The following is a 17,685-nucleotide window of genomic DNA, read 5'->3' on the forward strand; positions in this document are numbered from 1 at the left end:
GTTTTCCGCCGGCGTGAACACAAAGTTACCGTCACTGTCTGTGCTGATAGAGCCTTGAGTCGCATCCGCTAGCGTTGGCGTGGTCGACACAATGATGCCATCCACATCGCTCGCATCAAACGTTAGGACAACTGCAACGTCTTCGTCGGTGGTCTTATCGTTGGCGGTAATAACCGGTCCGTCGTTTACATCACCCACGGTAATGGTCGAGGTGGTGGTCGCTGTCGCGCCATCGTCGTCTTCGGTGGTCCAGTTAATTACCACATCGCCGTAGAAGTTCTCCGCTGGTGTGAATACGAAGTTGCCATCACTGTCTGTGCTGATCGAGCCTTGAGTCGCATCCGCTAGAGTCGGCGTGGTCGACACAATCGTGCCATCCACGTCACTTGCATCGAACGTCAGAACAACCGCAACGTCTTCGTCAGTGATCTTATCGTCTGCAGTAATAGCCGGACCGTCGTTCACATCGCCGACGGTAATGGTTGAGGTAGTGGTCGCTGTCGCGCCATCGTCGTCTTCGGTGGTCCAGTTAATTACGACCTCGCCGTAGAAGTTCTCGGCAGGTGTAAACACGAAGTTGCCATCGCTGTCTGTGCTGATCGATCCTTGAGTCACATCCGCTAGAGTGGGCGTGGTCGACACTATAGTGCCATCCACATCGCTCGCATCGAACGTCAAGACAACCGCGACATCCTCATTGGTCTGCTTATCGTCGGCAAAAATCGTAGGTATATCATTAGTACCAGTGATGGTTATGGTTACTGTAGTTTCACTACCATCGGACAAAGTTACAGTAAACTCCCGAATCTCTTGCTGCCCTAAAGTTAACCCATCTACCGTAGCGTTATCAGCAAGCGTAAATACCCAATTACCATTAACATCGACGACAAACTCACCATATGTATCAGTAATGGTATCTGGTACGAACTCTAAATCTGGATTGTCTGCGTCAATCGCGGTTAACGTGCCTGAAACAGGGATCACATCCCCCTCGCTAACTGCATCAATATCAGCAGAAATAACCGGTGCATCATCAGTACCAGTTATAGAAATAGTGACTGTAGTAGTACTTCCATCAGAAAGATTTACAGTAAATACTCTGTCGACGGCTTGACCTTCTGCTAGCGCATTGACCGTATCATTGTCTGCCAAAGTAAATGTCCAATTACCATCTACATCAACGTTGAATTCTCCGTAAAGATCAGTGACAGAGTCTGCTTCGAACGCCAAATCTGTATTGTCGGCATCAGTAGCGGTGAGAGTTCCTACAACTGGCGTTGAGTCCCCTTCAGTTGTAGCTCCTGTTCCTATTGAAACAACAGGTAGATCATCTGTACCAGTGATGGTGATGGTTACAGTAGTCGAGCTTCCGTCCGATAAAGTTACAACAAAATCTCTTACGGTGGTTTCACCTTCCGTCAATGCTGCAACGGTCGCACTGTTTGCCAACGTAAACGTCCAGTTTCCGTCAGCGTCCACAGTGAAGTCGCCGTAACTATCTGCAACGGTACTTTCAACAAAGGATAGATCTGGGTTGTCTGCATCGGTACCTATTAATGTTCCAACTACAGGAATCGAATCCCCTTCGGTAACAGCACCCTCTCCTGTTGAAATCACTGGAGCATCATCTGTACCTGTAATGGTAATAGTGACTGTAGTAACCGAGCCATCAGTTAGAGTTACTTCAAACTCGCGCTCTACAACCTCTCCCTCGGCAAGCGCATTGACGGTTGAATTGTCAGATAATACAAATGACCACTGCCCATTTGAGTCTACGGTAAAATCGCCGTATGCGTCATTGATGGCATTTGCTACAAAAAGTAAGTCTGGATTATCAACGTCTGTTGCCGTGAGCTCGCCAGTGACCGGCGTGACGTCACCTTCAATCGTGGAGCCTAAATCATCAGAAATTATCGGCGCATCGTCAACGGGTGCAACCTCAACGACGACTTGCGCTGTATCTGTTCCACCTTGTCCATCTGAAATTGTGTAACTTATTGATGCATCACCATTAAAGTCGGGTGCTGGTGTAAAAATAAGTTGATTATTGACGATCTCGATCGTGCCCTGAGACGCTGGTACAGTGGCATCAACAATTGTAATGTCATCGTTATCAATGTCAGTATCGTTTGCTAATACATCGATAGTTACGGCTGTGTCTTCATCCGTAGTAACAATATCGTCTTCAGCCACGGGCCCAGTATTTACTAACTCTGCGCTATCTTGGCCAGGCTCAGATACGTTGCCAACTTTGTCTTTTATAACGGCTTCAACTGTGACAGTTTCGCCTCTTTGAGGAACCGCAATCTCAAGTTCTATAGTGCCGCGATCTAGCACATCTTGAGTGACCTCATAATCAGTTCCATTTATTGTTACAGTGTCACCAACAGTGGCGCCTGTACCACTGATATCAACGATGACATTAATCTGGCCATCAATCTCATCAGCTGGGATTTGCCCGTCATTATTCAGGTCTTCAACAATAGTAACGACTGGTGCGCTTGGTGCAGTGGTGTCTATTGCTAAATCGGATTCGTCTTCTGCAGTGTTACCCTGGTTATCTTTACCAACAACCAGTATGTCATAATCACCGTCTTCCAAAGCGTCTTCTGGTGGTAACGTAAGCTCCCAATCACCATTGTCGTCGGGAACCACTTCGTATTCTTTGTCGTTAATAATAACGGTGAGCGGGCCGTCAGTGTTTTCTGAGCCACCAGTAAAGGTCGGCGTAGTATCGGAAGTGTCAGAAGGAGGATCGATACTAACAAGTGGTTTATCCATATCTAGGATAAAGGGTGTATCTGCAGTCGCCTCTTTCCCGGTTGGTGACTCTGCTGTTGCTTCTGCAACATACTCACCGTCGGCAAGGTCGAGTGGTGGTAACAATAGCTCCCAACTGCCGTCTGGATTTGGCGTTACAAGATGTTCTTCCCCACCAATGACAACCGTAATCGTCTCAGCATTTTCAGACTGACCAAATACTCTAACTTCTGAGGGATCGTTAAGATCTATAGAAATTGTAACCTGTGGCAAAGGGTCTGCCGTAGATTCGTTGGTTACAATATACTCAAATACACTAAGAACTTCTTTTTGCTGAGCAGGCGTTAATCCATCTGTGTTAAACACTGTTGCAGCTATAACTTCGGCATTATCACGAGTAATCGTTCCAGACGTAGACAATGATGAGCCCGTTGTCGACTCGCCTGCAGCGGTTTCAAACTCTTCACCTAAAAGTGTCGGATCTTGGCCTTCCTCTAAAGCTTCGAAAATGGCGGCAATATCATCGTCAAGCTTAACCTCTTGAGCTACCTCATCATTTTCTAGCTTCAAGAAACTAACACTTAGGTTTTCTAAGGTAAGTTCATCTACAGACATTGGCGAATCACCAACTTGAACAACCACCTCTCCAGGTTGCAGTTCATACTCTGTCGGTACCACTCTAGAGTTACCATTTACATCGATAATTATCTTGTTTCCCGCTCGAAAAACGTCAAGATTAATCGCTTGTTCTTCCATGATTTACATCCACTTGCAGTGTTTAGTCTCAAAGTTGTTACATGTGTAATTGAATTGAGAAAATTAAGTTTTCGCTCAGCGTAAACCTAACATTAAAATGTTGCCAACTCCACATTTTTGGCGTACGTCATACTACAAGTATTATAATTGAGACATAATGGTGTTTTAGTACTATTTAGTGAAAAACACTCTAGTGTATTTACTTAAATGATGACACCATACTGTAAAATTTTATCTGATAGCGGTAAGTTCTGAGGTACCTGTTTTGAAAAGGATTTCCATTTGTACAATAGCGCTGAGTGTATTGGTGGCGCAGCCAGTATTGGCTGAATCACTGGAACAAGCGATCTCTGCGACATTGGCAACAAACCCACAAGTTCGTAGTTCTTATAACGAATATATGTCATTCGTTAAAAGTTACGACTCAAGCCGAGGCGCTTATTTACCTTCGGTGGACCTTGAAGCGGGTATTGGTTACGAGCGAATTCGCGCCGACCAAAGTGGTGATTCGGATTTAACACGTAAAGATGCGGCTATCAGGCTAACACAGTTGCTGTGGGACGGTTCAGGTACCATTAATGATATCGACAGAACGGCAGCAGAAGCTAATTCGATGCGTTATCAATTGTTCGCAGATGCCGAAAACATCGCGCTGGAAGTCAGTAAGCTTTATTTGGATGCATTACGTGCTGAAGAGGTCCTGCTTCTCTCCGAAAGCAACCTTAAAGTGCACCGCAAGATCTATTCGGACATTTTAAAAAGAACAGAGTCTGGTATTGGTTCGACAGCGGACCTTTCACAAGTTGAGGCTCGTCTTGCTAAAGCGCACAGCAATCTATTAGCAGCTCAAAATAATTTGTATGACAGTCATGTGTCGTATCAACGCATCGTAGGTTCCACGCCAATTGGTCTGGTTAAACCCCATGTAGATGAAAATCAGCTACCGTTATCTGTTGAACTCGCGTTCGAAGACGCAAAAAAGAACCACCCTGTTCTGAAAATCGCTCAAGCCGATGTAGACGCTGCGCAATATCAATATAAGCAATCTCAAAGTGTTAACCTGCCAACCTTTACCATAGAAGCTGCGCACTCTTGGGAACAAGACGCCGGTGGCGTTGAAGGCGACGTCAATGAAACCTCTGCAATGCTACGCATGCGATATAACCTGTATAACGGTGGCAGCGACAGTGACAACATCGAACGTACCGCCTATCAATTGAGCAAATCTAAAGATTTTCGCGATCGTGCGTATCGCCAGGTAGAAGAAGGGTTACGTCTGTCGTGGAATGCGCTTGATCTTACCTTGCAGCAGCGAGAGTTTTTGATTGACCATGTCGATGCCGCGTCAAATACCGTAATTGCGTATGAAAAACAATACAAGATAGGTAAACGAACGCTGCTTGATCTTCTCAATACAGAAAACGAATTATTCGAAGCTCGAAAAGAATATGTTACAGCACAATATTCAGAGCTTTACGCAAAATTTAGAGTACTAAACGCATCAGGTGTTTTATTACCTTCACTACTAGTCGATACACCAGAAGCGTGGAACAACGAGGTAAATTAGTCCAATGAAATCCTATTTAGTCGTCTGCTTAATCCCACTATTATTAGTCGGGTGCATTTCTTCAGACGTTGATACCGAGTACCCTATTGCAGAACAAAGAGCGGATCTTCGAGACGAAGATAACGACGGCGTAATAAATGAACGAGATACCTGCACCACAACACCGGGTGGCGCAACGATTAGCAACGATGGTTGTGAATCTTTTTATCAAATTGATGAAAAAAAGCTGCTTAAAGTATTGTTTGAAAATGACTCAACTGACGTACCAGCAATATTCGTTTCACAAATTAATGAAATGGTGACGTTCTTAGCTGAGTACCCTGAAACCGAAATAGAACTACAAGGCTTTGCAAGTAAACCCGGCAATCATGAACATAACATGTGGCTATCGCAAGAAAGGGCAAAAGCGGTTCAAAAGATGATGATTGCGAAAGGTGTCGATGCCAAGCGGCTAACCATCGTTGGCTTCGGTGATTCTCAAGCCGAGCATGATGGTGAAGTTGACCAAGCACTCGACAGAAAAGTCGTAGCGACTGTTATAGGCTTTAAAGGTGACGTAGTTAAAGAGTGGCATATTTTCACTACTCGCGAAAAGTAAAAAGCCAATCCAAGCTTATTAATTTAGCAAAGCACGCTATATAGCGTGCTTTGTTTTTTAATTCGATTGACCGTTTAAATATTGCTGTAAGCCATTTTGCCTCAACTGGCAGGCGGGGCATTCTCCACACCCAGATCCAATTACACCATTATAGCAAGTTAGGGTTTTGTCTCGTATTAATTCTAACGCGCCAAGCTCATCAGCTAATGCCCAAGTCTGTGCTTTGTCTAACCACATGAGCGGAGTTTCAAGCGTAAGTGGCCTATCCATACCTTTTTCTAAAGCACTTTGCATCGCTTGCACAAAATCATTTCGGCAGTCCGGATACCCTGAAAAGTCAGTCTCGCAAACACCCGTGATCACAGTCGATGCTCCAACCTGATACGCGTAAATACCCGCAAGCGTTAAGAAAAGAATGTTCCGTCCTGGCACAAAGGTATTGGGTAACCCGCTACTATCAACCTCATTTGACACCTCAATGTCGTCACGAGTCAGTGCGCTTACCGCGAGTTCGTTAAGAAGCGTAACATCCATAACTTTGTGAGCGGTAACACGCAACTGTTTGGCAAGTTGTTGCGCGGCGTCTATTTCAAGTCTGTGTCGTTGCCCGTAATCGAAAGTAATCGCATGCACGCTGTCATAGCGTTTTAAAGCTTGAATAAGACAAGTAGTTGAATCTTGTCCTCCACTAAATACGACCACCGCGGTGGATTTGGTAGTTTGTTTACTCATAATTATTCTTTTGTTCAGTAAGTCGAGGTCGTTTTGGAAGCATTGCTACCAGTACAACAAAAAGACTAGGATAAAACAGCGAGTCATAGATTAACGAAAATAGGCTTTCACTCGCAATGGTCGCTTTTAGTATGTGTAAACACACAAATACCAAGGCAAGTGCCGTCGACATTTTTATAACTTCACTTAATGACAAGCCACTTACATCATCGGCAACCAGCCTAATACGAACCAACAATGCCATTGTCGTCACCATAACAAAGCTATCGACTAATACCGGTACTTGCCAGAGCCATAATCCACCAGCACATATTATCAACATCGCCAGCCATGATTGCCATGATGATATATAGCGCTGCAAATTGAGACCTTTGCGCTCTTCTAGAGAAACAAACACTGACCCGAACCCGTAACCAATCATCGCACCCACTAAGATATCCACCAAAAATGATTTACCTAGTAGTAATTCAGACCCGGATAGCACTGTAAGTAAAATAAGCAAAGCTGTTTTTCGTTGCCATTGCATTCGGTGTTTAAACAATGCGGCAACGGCAATCAGGCTAGCGACTTGGGCGTTAGGAAAGCTAAACCCATAAAAGTGCGAACTTCCCCAACTTGGTACGTATGCTAGCGGTAATGGTTGCGCAACTAAATATTGTACTATTGTGCAAAAAATGGATGTGGCGGATACCACAAACATAACTTCAAGTGCGAATGGTCTTCCATAACGCCAGTATATCCAAGGCAGTAACAGTAAAAAGGTTAACGGTGAAACAAAAACCTCTATTAAATTAGCTATTGGCAAAACTAGAGGATAAATAGCCGTGTCACTGATGATCGTAGAATAAAGTTTTAAGCTCCAGTGTTGCCAGATTCGACTTTCTTCGATGACTTCATCAACATACAGAGCAGGCGCATTCACGAGCGAAGGAAAGGCTGTTTTGATACTTTTTACGCGTCTCGGGTAACGATATTCGCTCTCAACCAATTTATCTATTGGGAGCAACATTGCTGATTTAGTTTCTACACCATAATGATCAGCAGCATGAATCGGAACAATGTTACCGCCAAATCGGTTTAAGGTATTAAAAGCCACAACGGGCTCTTGGGGAAGGCATTCATAAATAAAAGAATATTTATCACTAAACAACAGTAATCGTGTCACTGTTGCTTTGATTCCAGCTTCTTCATAGAGCTCTCTCAGTGCCGCTTGCTCCGGAAATTCATCTGAATCTAGTCGCCCTCCGGGGAGTGAGAGTTTTCCAGTGATTATTTCTGAGGTGACCAACAGTTTGTCGTCGATTTTAATTACACAAACTGCACCATTTGGTCGGACCCCTTCTAGAGTCGACGAATACGTGTTGAACGACATCAGTAAGACTATTAATGAAACGACTAACTTGGCAAAGTGAGCCATCATAACACCTTACGCAACCAATGAATGTGATGAGAAAAACCATACTCTTGGTACATTTTTACTGCATCTTTATTGGAGTGCCACACTTCAACAAACACCTGAGATGCGCCGTATTGTTTAAATACATGATTGAGGTGATCCATTAGCGCCCTGCCCAACCCTTTATGACGCCAGTCAGGTTTAACATACAGTTCGTCGACGCTACCCATCATTATTGGTTTTGATACTGTAGAGATAAGCTCACAAAAATGTCCACTGATAAATGCAACACAAGTCCGCTTAGACTGTTGTTTGTCAACCACCACATAAACCAAGCAATTCGGATCATCCAAATACGTTGCTATGTCTTTACTTTTTTCGACTTCATCAGGTTCTTTGAACAAATCAGGGTCACGCAGATGATGCTCTTCGTGTAACGCTCTCATCATATCGCGTAACTGCAATAAGTGTTTGCGAGTTGCAGGTTTAATTTCCGTGGAAGAAAGCAATAATTGAGTATCCAAACACTATCCTTGTTTGCTTTTTTAGCGAATCCGAAAGTCTAGTGACTTGCTGCATTCTACGATACGACACTTTGAGCACTTGTGCCACTATGTACACAATAGACACTGTCGCAAGTGAAAGCCCAAGTTTATTTGGACTAGACGACGATACTCGCAGCGACGCAGCTATAAACCAAGCTCTTCTGTAAGAGCTTCAATCTCTTTCAGATCCAACTGATGAATGGCAATCATCTGTTCGTTTTGTCCCATTTGAGCGTTAATTTCATCGTGTCGTTCACACACGTCTGAACGCGTTTCCCAGCTCTTGCCTTCCAAATATAAGTTACACTCTTTATTGAGCTTTTCCGCTTGCGGAGAAAGTTTCATCTGCTGGGCCAAAAGTTCCTCTAGTGACTGCTTAAGTTGCTCTTCTTTTTTAAATAACTCGCGCGCACGATCAAAGAGTGCTGTTTGTAAATCAAGCTTGCGCTGTATGTCTTCTATTTGTTCTTGTTTAGTAACTAACTGTTGGTTAAGACTCGCCAAGTCGCTTTGCAGCCCATCATTCACCTGTTCTAATTGCAGTGATTGTTTAGACAATTCACTAACGTGTTCAGCAGACTCTCTTTCAGCCTGTTCGGCAACTTGCAATTTGTACGCGTCGAGCGAACGCTGAGCTTCTTGTTTCTCCGTTTTTACTGATTCGATAAGCAACTGATACTCATCGTTAAGGTGGGCGGATTGTTCCTGATAGTGATGAATTACTGCTTGCCACTTGTTCTGAGCATAGATTGTTCCTAACAATGCACCTAATAAAAGCCCAGCGATAGCGGCAACACCAATGAATAGCCTTGCTCGAGCATCTTTTTGCTCAATTACCTCAACCACTTCTTCTGAGCTGTCATCGTATTTATTCATGCACTACCTTAAAAGCTCCATTATAAAAACAGAAATCACGTAAAAAAAGCCTACCCCAACCACCGACAGCACAACACCTTTTTGCACTTTTTCGTTGGTGCGGTAACGGATCAAGAGAACCACGAGTGAAACTAACACAGCGATAGCAATGAGTCTGGTCATACTGCATCCTCTAATGAATGACGGAATTAACGGATTTGGGCCTCAATACGTAACAGCCCTAACGAATCAATCTGAACGTCTACCCGATTGCCGTAAATGCGTCGCAAGTTTTCGACTGTAAACACCGAACTAGGTGAACCAAATCCGCAAAGTTTACCTTTTGAAATCAACGCTATCTTATCACACAACCTCGCTGCTGTGTTTAGATCATGGATCGCCAAAAGCGTTGAGTAATCGCGCTTTTTTAGTTGCTTAAGCAAGGTGAATAGGCGACTCTCATGGCTTAGGTCCAGACTCGAAGTGGGTTCATCTAGTAACATTATTGTACAATTTTGCGCGATGGTACGAGCCAAATGAACCAGTTGCTGCTCACCACCAGATAACTCGTTAATATTTCGATTTAACAATCCATCGATCTCGAGCGTCTCCAATGCGTAATTCACTTTTTGTTGCTGTTGGTCTTCAGATAAAGAATGATCGCCATAAAACGCCAACTTCAACACATCTTTCACTTTATATGGAAATGGCACATCACAGTGCTGTGGTAAGTAACTGATGCGTTTCGCTCGTTCTAAGGCACTTAAGCTGCCGACTTTTTCTCCACAAATCTGAATTCGACCCGAGTGAATCGCTTGAATCCCCGCTATCGAATTCAATAGCGTGGTTTTACCCGCACCATTGGGACCAACCACGCCGACAATTTCACCTTTTTGAACACTGAATGAGATTTTTGATAGCACGTTTGCTCGAGTCTGTCTCAATAGGCCTGGGCTTACTGTTAGCTCTTCAATGGACAAAACACTCATAAGCTAACACCTTTGCGCTGTATTCTTACGATTAAGTACAATAAATAGCTACTACCCAGCACAGAAGCGATGATGCCCGCTTTGATTTCGTAAGGTGCAATCGCCCATCGCCCAACTAAGTCTGCAAAGAGCAAAAACAGCGCGCCAATTATAAAGGAATAAATGATAAGTCGGCGATGAGAAGGGCCAATAATCAAGCGCAAAATATGGGGTATCATCAGCCCAATAAACGCTATTGGGCCTGCTATTGAGATAGACAATGCTGTCAGCAACGTAACCAACAGCAATATCCGTGCTTTGGAATGCTGGACATTTAGTCCCACACCATGGGCGGCCAAATCCCCTAAGCCCAAGACATCGAGCGCTTTAGCTTGCCTAATTGATAAGGCTACCAACAATAGAAGTGGTAACGCTGGCCACAAAACTTGCTCCCATACGCGGCCATCGAGGCCGCCCATTGTCCAAAATACAAACTGACTCAGCTGATACTCTTTTGCGAATAACAGCAGCCCCATTGTGAGGCCACCCAGCAAACTGCTCAATGCCAACCCACACAATATCAAATACAAAGAGCCATTTTGTCCCACTGAGCGTGCGATGGTGTAAATCAGCACGCTAACAGACAATGCCCCACCCATAGCAAAAATGGGTGTCATCAACGGATGCACTAACGACAGACCGGTTAAGATACTCACAACCGCGGCAAAACTGCTTCCAGCAGAAACACCCAGTATGTCTGGGCTGGCTAACTCATTTCTAAACAGCCCTTGCGACATCGCCCCAGCAACGGCAAGCGCTCCACCCGCCAAAATTGCGGCAAGTACTCTCGGCAATCTTATATGCAATACAATACTGTGAACCAATGGATAGAGTTCTCTGCTTTCGTCGCCTCCAAGAGTTATGGAAGTCCAGAACGCGCCCAATATCTGCGATGGTGAAATCCAAATGGTCCCTAGGCACAAGCAAGCAGTGACAAATGCCACTGCCGAAACTCCGAGGCATAAAGGAACAATACGATCTTTTAGAACGGCTGCCGTCATAGGGGTGCTATCGGTATTCATTTATCATTATGAGCCGATCCATAAGCGGCATGATTAATATAGAGAATGGTATCTACAATATAGTGACTGTACGTGCCACGAAGGCGCTCTGGCACTGCAACGACTTTATTTCTTTTCACTGCTTCTACATAGGAAAACGCAGGATCATTGCGAACTTGGTTCTCAAACTTTTCTGCCGCTTCAGCATCACCATAGATCCAACCTGGAATAAACATCATTTGCGGGTTTAGTTGGACCACCAACTCCTTAGACATTTTAGCTTGCCCATATTGGTCTGCCTCAAACTCAGCCACTAAGTTCGTTACCTTCGCCTCAGTCAATACGCTATGCCAGGTAGAGTTCTTAGTACTCGAAGCTCCCCAAGAGTTGTAGTCAATGGCTGTCACACGCTTTTCTGGAACAATTAGGTTGTCACGTAATTTGTTATTCATTCTGTCGACCAACGCCCTCGCTTTACTCGAGGCCCCCACAATCTGACCAACAGTGAGTATTTTTTGCTGAATGTCTTGCAGGGTAAACGGCGTTTGAATTAGATAAACTGAAATGCCAGCATCACGGAGTTGCTTTACTTTTCCTGCATCGGTCCAATTTGCAGCAAAAACCAAATCAGGCTGATTAGCAATCACTTGCTCAACATTCATATCCAATAAACTTACGCCGCTAGGCAGTGTGTCAGCTATATTGGAAAACGTTGGATCGCTAGACAACTGAGTCAAGCTAGACAATCGTTCAGTCTCAACAAGTTCAATAAGCAACTCATCCGTAAACAACATTTTAGAGCTGATTTTTGTTGGCGGCGCATCGATTATCAGTGTATTGCCAAGATCATCGTTTACCGTCAATGGGTATAAAGCTTCATCAGCAAAAGTGCTAGAAGAAAATACTAACGTTAACAAAATCAATATAATATTGCGTGTTGCCGACGTTAAATATGAGAATATAGAGTGCATACTGGTCCTTGTAAGTCGCGTACAATTTTAGGGCTTCGTGTCTGGCTCAGGATGTATCCTTTACAGTGGCGCGTCCGCTGCAGAGTTTCACTGCATTCCGAAGTTTGGGCATTGTCCATCAGTAAAACTCAAGCTGTCAATTAAGTTTTTCTTTTCACACAAATTTTAGGAGTTTCAAATGACACTAACGTTCACCAAAGACATTGATGAAATGTGTTATCCCTACATTTTTGAAGACTCACCCTTGTGTGATTTTGAGATTCTAACGGATGAACTGTGCACCTATATTGGCTTGGCTCTTTCGCAAATTGAGCAACAGCAGGTTAACGAAGCCCTTGGTTGGCTACAACCGAAAATCTTTGATCTAAATGGCTCGATTAGAGGGAAGTGCGCTATCGATGAGCAAGATATTGCGCAGTTAAAACATTACTATCATTTCTTTAAATCGAAAGTAACAGACAACAACAAACGCTTCGTTTTGCCCAGGGGAGTCGGGCCAACAGCGCTTCTTCATCAATGCCGAAGTTTAAGTAAAAAAGTCACTCGACAATTAGTGCTCATCGACAAAGCCAATATTGAGGTGCCGCAAACACTGCCAAGATTTACTAACCTGCTCGTAAACTTTTTATTTGCCGTAACACGGTTCTTAAATCAATTGCAGGGAATTGACGAACCTGAATACGTTTCCAATTGTTATCCCACCCCTAAACGCTACCAAAAGGGATAAAAATTGACGCACCAATAAAGACTAAACAAATACCGCAGCCGAACTCGATCCAACGCCCAACAGAACTAATGGGTGATGCAGAAGCACTTTTAACACTTATCCAAGCGATAAAACCTTGCCAAGTAAACGCAATAACAAAGTGCAGCGCTGCAATTGACATTGCTTGTGCCAATACCGGGCCTTGTGCATCAATAAACTGAGGCAAGAAAGCCAGATAAAACGCCAACGTTTTTGGGTTAAGCACGTTGGACAAAAAGCCTTCCCCAATCGCTCGACTCGGATTATAAGAGTGAGGCACAGTATTGTCAGACACATTCTCAGAGTTGTCAGAATACTTTACAGCGGCGTAAATGCTCTTAGCGCCTAAATACACTAAATAGCTCGCACCCGCTATTTTTAAAACCAAAAAAGCAATATCAGATTTCATGATAAGTGCACTAACACCTATACCAACAAGCAGAGCATGTATAAACAAGCCACTACAAATGCCAAGGCTCACGTACAAAGCAGCCCGTAAACCGTGACGAAACGCCTGCTTCAAAACCAACGCTGTATCTGCACCCGGTGCGAGTGTAAGTAGTACCAAGGCAACAAAAAGCCCGAGATCCAGTTCCATAATTACCGCAATTACCCCAATTCCCGTTTAACGCCCTACTATACCGCCACACACCAACAAAAATAACTGTTTGATGCAGTTTTCCTCAGCCAACAAAATCATCGACGCGTCAGCCTAGACAACGTTTAGCCAATTTGCCGCTTGGTAACTTTAGATAAATATGAACTACATCGCCTAGACTGCAAACTACTCTTCTTTGCATCAATTAGTTTGAGAACTCACTAAATAATTAACACCATCGATCTTCATCTTAAACCACCCAGCTTAATGAGTGTCGAAAAACTTTACAGATCGAAAGTTGTAGTTTTCATAAATCTCACAAAAACAAAGAGTTACATAGTGGCACGCAAAGTGCTACACAGAAGATAGCAATTTCGGGTGAGTCCGCTTCAAAGGTGGTCAGTCCCAAATTACTACAAACATAGAGAGAGCATTGTAAATGGATTCTTTAGGAGGAAGAACATGACACAATCGCGATTAAGTAAAACGTTATTGGGACTGACTCTGGCATGTGCCGGGTTTAGCGCGAACGCCTATCTTATCGATTTCACCACCAGTGATTGGTCTTTGGCAAACAATGAACAATCATACACAAAAGAGTTCACAGAGGGTGATATTACCTTTTACGTTCAGCTAGAAGCGTTTAACTCAAGTTATAACGATCTGTACCTGTCGACTTTTGAAGGTTACGACGGTGGCACCAACACCGACTACTGTCGCTCAGGCGGTCCTTTACGGTGTAATATCGACGGCGTCGGAGTTAAGCGTCTAAATAGCACAAGAGATGATGAAGTGAGCAATAATGAATTGCTTAAGGTTTCATTCTTAGATGCTAATAAAGAACTAGCCAGCGTAAACGTTGATTCCATCTTTTTGTTGGACTTGTTCCCAGCAACAGAATGTGGCGTGCAAGATGACTCTGCATACTTCTCCCTTGTTTTCGACGGCAACGAAACTTCTTCTGACTGTATTTATACAGATGAAAGAACCAGGGGCGGGTTTTACACCATCGATGAAAATTGGGGTTTAAGTGGCGTAGCGGATTCACTGCTTTTCTGGGGCGATGACTTTGCCTTGGCCGGTATTAACATTTCGGAAGATGTAGTCACAACGTTCGGTATGCCAATTCCTGTTTCAGAGCCAGAAACTATGGCGATGTTCGGACTTGGACTAATGGGGTTGGGCTTGGCTTCACGTAGGCGCAAAAAGTAATCCTCATTTAAATTACTAACTCTATCAAGGCACTGAATTAGTTCAGTGCTTTTTTTTGTTTGCTAATTAGCGATTTCTACTGTGGAATAGGCAGGTTATTAAGACAAAGGAATAGACATGTCTAGCTACTCGAAACTAAAAGCTCACTTTCAGAAGATTTATCACTTTAAACACCTATCGGCCATTGCCGGTTGGGATCAGGCAACCATGATGCCTAGTGGTGGAAATCAAGCACGTTCACAAGCACTCGCTGAGCTCTCTGTCCATATTCACAACATGACCACCGAGCCACAATTAGAAGAGTGGTTTTCCTCCGCTGAATCTGAGCCACTGTCCAGCCTCGAAAGCGCGTCGCTTCGCGAAATGAAACGTGAATGGCGCCAAGCTTCCGTATTGCCTGCCAAGCTAGTTCAAGCAAAAGCAATCGCTGGTTCTAAATGCGAACATGCGTGGCGTACTCAACGTGGTGAAAACGACTGGGTGGGGTTCGAAAAAAACTGGCAAAGTGTTGTTGCGCTGTCTCAAGAAGAAGCACAAATTCGAGGCCAATCTCAAGGGCTTTCCGCCTATGACGCAATGCTGGATATTTATGAGCCAGGTATAAACAGCGCTCAACTGGATACGCTATTCGGTGATACCAAGCAGTGGTTACCCGAACTCATCAATCAAATCATCGAACATCAACAAGCGCGACCAACGTTGAGAGTGAGTGACAAGCCATTTGCTATCGAGCAGCAAAAAGCGTTGGGTGTGGACGTCATGAAGTTACTGCAGTTCGATTTTGAACGCGGCCGACTCGACGTTAGCATGCACCCCTTTTGTGGTGGAACTGCGGAAGATTTGAGGCTAACAACTCGTTACGATCAAAACGACTTCACCCAATCGCTTATGGGGATCGTACACGAAACCGGTCATGCACGTTACGAGCAGAGTTTACCTCGAGACTTGCTTGGGCTCCCAGTCGCTGAAGCTCGCTCAATGGGCATACATGAATCACAATCGTTGTTCTTTGAAATGCAGCTAGGAAGAAGCGCTGACTTTATCCCACACCTAAGTACTTTGGCGAAAAAACACTTCACAGAGCACCCTAGTAACTTATTTGACGTGGACAACTTACTTAACGTCTATACACAAGTCGAAAAAGGTTACATTCGCGTTGATGCTGACGAAGCAACCTACCCTGCCCATGTCATTTTGCGCTACGAAATAGAAAAAGATCTCATCAACGGTGATATTAAGCACACCGACGTTCCTGAACTTTGGGATCTAAAAATGCAGCAGTACTTAGGTCTGTCTACCAACGGCAACTTTAAAAACGGCTGTATGCAGGATATTCACTGGACAGATGGCGCTTTTGGTTACTTCCCAAGTTACACCTTGGGTGCCATGTACGCGGCGCAATTCATGGCCAGTATGAAGCAAACTGTTAATGTCGATTCTGCCGTTCAAAGCGGTGACTTGTCGCCAGTTTTTGGTTGGTTGAATGACAATATCTGGAGCAAAGGAAGTACGCTAACGACGGACGAACTGGTTAAGCAAGCAACAGGAAGTGCGTTAAACGCGCAGTTCTTCCAAGACCACTTGAAGAGCCGATACCTATAACGTTATTTATTACGGCGAGTATGTTTGTTTATCTGCAGGTTTAGCTAAACTTAGACCGCAGCATAAATCAAAAAAAAGGTGCTCTATGAGCACCTTTTTCACTGTTTATTGCACGTTACGCATGTTGTTGCTCGAATTGGTGCATAAAATCTACCAATGCTTGAACACCTTCAAGGGTCATAGCATTGTAAATAGAAGCGCGCATACCGCCAACGGCACGATGCCCTTTTAGTGACACAAGACCTTTCGCAGTTGCTTGCTCAAGAAACAACCCATCGAGCTCAGGTTTTGCCAACTGGAACGGAACGTTCATTTTAGAACGGTTGTCGCTCGCAACATTGTTTACGTAAAACTCAGACGCATCAATTGCGTCATAAAGAAGCGCCGCTTTTTCAATATTCAACGCTTCCATCACTTCTAGCCCACCCATTTGCTTTAGCCATTTGAACACTAGGCCAGACAAGTACCACGCAAAGGTCGGTGGCGTGTTGAACATCGAGTCCTTTTCAGCAAGGGTTTTATAGCTCAATACAGACGGCGTTTTTACGTCACTTCGGTCTAGTAAGTCATCGCGCACAATCACTAAAGTAAGCCCTGAAGGTCCAATATTTTTCTGCGCACCGGCATAAATAACACCGTACTTCGATACATCTATGCGTCGTGACAAAATAGTCGAAGACATATCGGCGACGATTGGCAGATCTGTGACAGGAAGATCGTTAATTTCTACTCCATCAATTGTTTCATTTGGGCAAAAATGTAAATAGGCAAACTCGTTGGATGATTCCCATTTTTCCGCTGGGGTAATCGAGACTTTTCCATCCACTAGCTCCTTAGCATCCAGTACTACAGGCTCACAATACTTCTTTGCCTCTGCAATAGCACTTTGAGCCCAATACCCAGCGTCCACATAGAGTGCTTTCTTTTTGTCGCCAAGCAGGTTTAGAGGAACCGCTGCAAATTGGGCGCGTGCTCCACCTTGGCAAAATAAAACTTTATAGTTGTCAGGAACCGACAACAGCTCACGTAAGTCACGCTCAGCGTCCTCAGCGACTTTAATGAATTCAGCACTGCGGTGACTGATCTCCATTACTGATGTCCCTAACCCTTGCCAATCAATAAACTCGCTTTGCGCTTGTTGCATAACCGCTTTTGGAAGTGCCGCAGGGCCTGCACTAAAGTTATAAATCTCTTCCATGACCTCTCTACTCATTAAATTGCAAACTTATTCACCATAAATAGCATTTTTCCAAACTATAAAAAAGAAAAAAGTGAGGCGAAAACACCTCACTTTGTTAATCCGTTTGAATTTATCCACT

General features: G+C 44.1%; 16 protein-coding genes and 1 riboswitch. Of the genes, 5 read left to right on the forward strand and 11 right to left on the reverse strand.

The window, feature by feature from the left end; all coding sequences use genetic code 11:
• Positions 1-3,516, reverse strand: a 3,516-nt coding sequence (locus JQC93_RS18670) for a VCBS domain-containing protein (protein ID WP_205159861.1), incomplete at its 3' end; no start/stop codon positions are given.
• Positions 3,517-3,781: 265 nt separating this feature from the next.
• Here JQC93_RS18670 and JQC93_RS18675 point away from each other — a divergent pair.
• Both JQC93_RS18675 and JQC93_RS18680 read left to right on the forward strand, forming a co-directional pair.
• Positions 3,782-5,083 (forward strand): TolC family outer membrane protein, encoded by a 1,302-nt coding sequence (locus tag JQC93_RS18675; RefSeq protein WP_236009674.1) that lies wholly within the window; start codon positions 3,782-3,784, stop codon positions 5,081-5,083.
• A gap of 4 nt (positions 5,084-5,087) precedes the next feature.
• Positions 5,088-5,681 carry an OmpA family protein gene (locus tag JQC93_RS18680; protein WP_205159862.1) on the forward strand — a complete coding sequence of 198 codons (594 nt, stop codon included), beginning with the start codon at positions 5,088-5,090 and terminating at the stop codon, positions 5,679-5,681.
• Positions 5,682-5,738: 57 nt separating this feature from the next.
• Here the strand turns inward: JQC93_RS18680 and queC are convergent, their stop codons facing one another.
• The 8 genes from queC to JQC93_RS18720 form a co-directional block, all read right to left on the reverse strand.
• Positions 5,739-6,413 carry a 7-cyano-7-deazaguanine synthase QueC gene (gene queC, locus JQC93_RS18685; RefSeq protein ID WP_205159863.1) on the reverse strand — a complete coding sequence of 225 codons (675 nt, stop codon included), beginning with the start codon at positions 6,411-6,413 and terminating at the stop codon, positions 5,739-5,741.
• Entirely contained in the window at positions 6,406-7,830 is a 1,425-nt protein-coding gene (locus JQC93_RS18690) for a bifunctional NUDIX hydrolase/phosphatase PAP2 family protein (RefSeq protein ID WP_205159864.1), read from the reverse strand. The genes queC and JQC93_RS18690 overlap by 8 nt, the downstream gene beginning before the upstream one ends.
• The gene (locus tag JQC93_RS18695) at positions 7,830-8,258 is read right to left on the reverse strand and encodes a GNAT family N-acetyltransferase (protein ID WP_205159940.1); all 429 of its coding nucleotides are present in this window, start codon (positions 8,256-8,258) and stop codon (positions 7,830-7,832) included. The genes JQC93_RS18690 and JQC93_RS18695 overlap by 1 nt, the downstream gene beginning before the upstream one ends.
• A gap of 240 nt (positions 8,259-8,498) precedes the next feature.
• Entirely contained in the window at positions 8,499-9,230 is a 732-nt protein-coding gene (locus JQC93_RS18700) for a hypothetical protein (protein WP_205159865.1), read from the reverse strand.
• Positions 9,231-9,233: 3 nt separating this feature from the next.
• A complete protein-coding gene (locus JQC93_RS18705; protein WP_205159866.1) occupies positions 9,234-9,392 on the reverse strand; it encodes a hypothetical protein in 159 nt (52 codons plus the stop codon).
• A 26-nt stretch (positions 9,393-9,418) separates the two neighbouring features.
• Positions 9,419-10,198, reverse strand: coding sequence for an ABC transporter ATP-binding protein (locus JQC93_RS18710; protein ID WP_205159867.1), 780 nt, complete (start codon positions 10,196-10,198; stop codon positions 9,419-9,421).
• The gene (locus JQC93_RS18715) at positions 10,195-11,259 is read right to left on the reverse strand and encodes a FecCD family ABC transporter permease (protein ID WP_205159868.1); all 1,065 of its coding nucleotides are present in this window, start codon (positions 11,257-11,259) and stop codon (positions 10,195-10,197) included. Before JQC93_RS18715 ends, JQC93_RS18710 begins: the two co-directional genes overlap by 4 nt.
• Positions 11,256-12,209: an ABC transporter substrate-binding protein gene (locus JQC93_RS18720; protein ID WP_205159869.1), complete on the reverse strand. Its 954-nt coding sequence runs from the start codon at positions 12,207-12,209 to the stop codon at positions 11,256-11,258. Before JQC93_RS18720 ends, JQC93_RS18715 begins: the two co-directional genes overlap by 4 nt.
• A 15-nt stretch (positions 12,210-12,224) precedes the next feature.
• Positions 12,225-12,347: riboswitch (cobalamin riboswitch) on the reverse strand.
• Between the two features lie 40 nt (positions 12,348-12,387).
• On the opposite strand from JQC93_RS18720, the gene JQC93_RS18725 reads away from it, so the two are divergent.
• Positions 12,388-12,936: a cobalamin adenosyltransferase gene (locus JQC93_RS18725; protein WP_205159870.1), complete on the forward strand. Its 549-nt coding sequence runs from the start codon at positions 12,388-12,390 to the stop codon at positions 12,934-12,936.
• Here JQC93_RS18725 and JQC93_RS18730 read toward each other — a convergent pair.
• Complete coding sequence (locus JQC93_RS18730; RefSeq protein WP_205159871.1) at positions 12,914-13,552, reverse strand: LysE family translocator; 639 nt, start codon at positions 13,550-13,552, stop codon at positions 12,914-12,916. The two genes, JQC93_RS18725 and JQC93_RS18730, sit on opposite strands and share 23 nt — an antisense overlap.
• A gap of 462 nt (positions 13,553-14,014) precedes the next feature.
• Between JQC93_RS18730 and JQC93_RS18735 the strand changes: the two genes are divergently transcribed.
• Together JQC93_RS18735 and JQC93_RS18740 are read left to right on the forward strand one after the other, a co-directional pair.
• Positions 14,015-14,764: a PEP-CTERM sorting domain-containing protein gene (locus tag JQC93_RS18735; protein WP_205159872.1), complete on the forward strand. Its 750-nt coding sequence runs from the start codon at positions 14,015-14,017 to the stop codon at positions 14,762-14,764.
• 117 nt (positions 14,765-14,881) lie between these two features.
• Positions 14,882-16,366 (forward strand): carboxypeptidase M32, encoded by a 1,485-nt coding sequence (locus tag JQC93_RS18740; protein ID WP_205159873.1) that lies wholly within the window; start codon positions 14,882-14,884, stop codon positions 16,364-16,366.
• A 115-nt stretch (positions 16,367-16,481) separates the two neighbouring features.
• On the opposite strand, the gene serC is transcribed toward JQC93_RS18740, so the two are convergent.
• Complete coding sequence (gene serC / locus JQC93_RS18745) at positions 16,482-17,564, reverse strand: 3-phosphoserine/phosphohydroxythreonine transaminase (protein ID WP_205159874.1); 1,083 nt, start codon at positions 17,562-17,564, stop codon at positions 16,482-16,484.
• Between the last annotated feature and the right edge of the window lie 121 nt (positions 17,565-17,685).

The organism is Vibrio ulleungensis (assembly GCF_016900875.1).
Taxonomy (GTDB): Bacteria; Pseudomonadota; Gammaproteobacteria; order Enterobacterales; family Vibrionaceae; genus Vibrio; species Vibrio ulleungensis.

Excerpts from the sequence above, each read along its gene's own strand:
- JQC93_RS18680 (WP_205159862.1), top strand. The coding sequence starts at position 5,088 with ATGAAATCCTATTTAGTCGTCTGCTTAATCCCACTATTATTAGTCGGG.
- queC (WP_205159863.1), bottom strand. The coding sequence starts at position 6,413 with ATGAGTAAACAAACTACCAAATCCACCGCGGTGGTCGTATTTAGTGGA.
- JQC93_RS18690 (WP_205159864.1), bottom strand. The coding sequence starts at position 7,830 with ATGGCTCACTTTGCCAAGTTAGTCGTTTCATTAATAGTCTTACTGATG.
- JQC93_RS18695 (WP_205159940.1), bottom strand. The coding sequence starts at position 8,258 with ATGATGAGAGCGTTACACGAAGAGCATCATCTGCGTGACCCTGATTTG.
- JQC93_RS18700 (WP_205159865.1), bottom strand. The coding sequence starts at position 9,230 with ATGAATAAATACGATGACAGCTCAGAAGAAGTGGTTGAGGTAATTGAG.
- JQC93_RS18705 (WP_205159866.1), bottom strand. The coding sequence starts at position 9,392 with ATGACCAGACTCATTGCTATCGCTGTGTTAGTTTCACTCGTGGTTCTC.
- JQC93_RS18710 (WP_205159867.1), bottom strand. The coding sequence starts at position 10,198 with ATGAGTGTTTTGTCCATTGAAGAGCTAACAGTAAGCCCAGGCCTATTG.
- JQC93_RS18715 (WP_205159868.1), bottom strand. The coding sequence starts at position 11,259 with ATGAATACCGATAGCACCCCTATGACGGCAGCCGTTCTAAAAGATCGT.
- JQC93_RS18720 (WP_205159869.1), bottom strand. The coding sequence starts at position 12,209 with ATGCACTCTATATTCTCATATTTAACGTCGGCAACACGCAATATTATA.
- JQC93_RS18725 (WP_205159870.1), top strand. The coding sequence starts at position 12,388 with ATGACACTAACGTTCACCAAAGACATTGATGAAATGTGTTATCCCTAC.
- JQC93_RS18730 (WP_205159871.1), bottom strand. The coding sequence starts at position 13,552 with ATGGAACTGGATCTCGGGCTTTTTGTTGCCTTGGTACTACTTACACTC.
- JQC93_RS18735 (WP_205159872.1), top strand. The coding sequence starts at position 14,015 with ATGACACAATCGCGATTAAGTAAAACGTTATTGGGACTGACTCTGGCA.
- JQC93_RS18740 (WP_205159873.1), top strand. The coding sequence starts at position 14,882 with ATGTCTAGCTACTCGAAACTAAAAGCTCACTTTCAGAAGATTTATCAC.
- serC (WP_205159874.1), bottom strand. The coding sequence starts at position 17,564 with ATGGAAGAGATTTATAACTTTAGTGCAGGCCCTGCGGCACTTCCAAAA.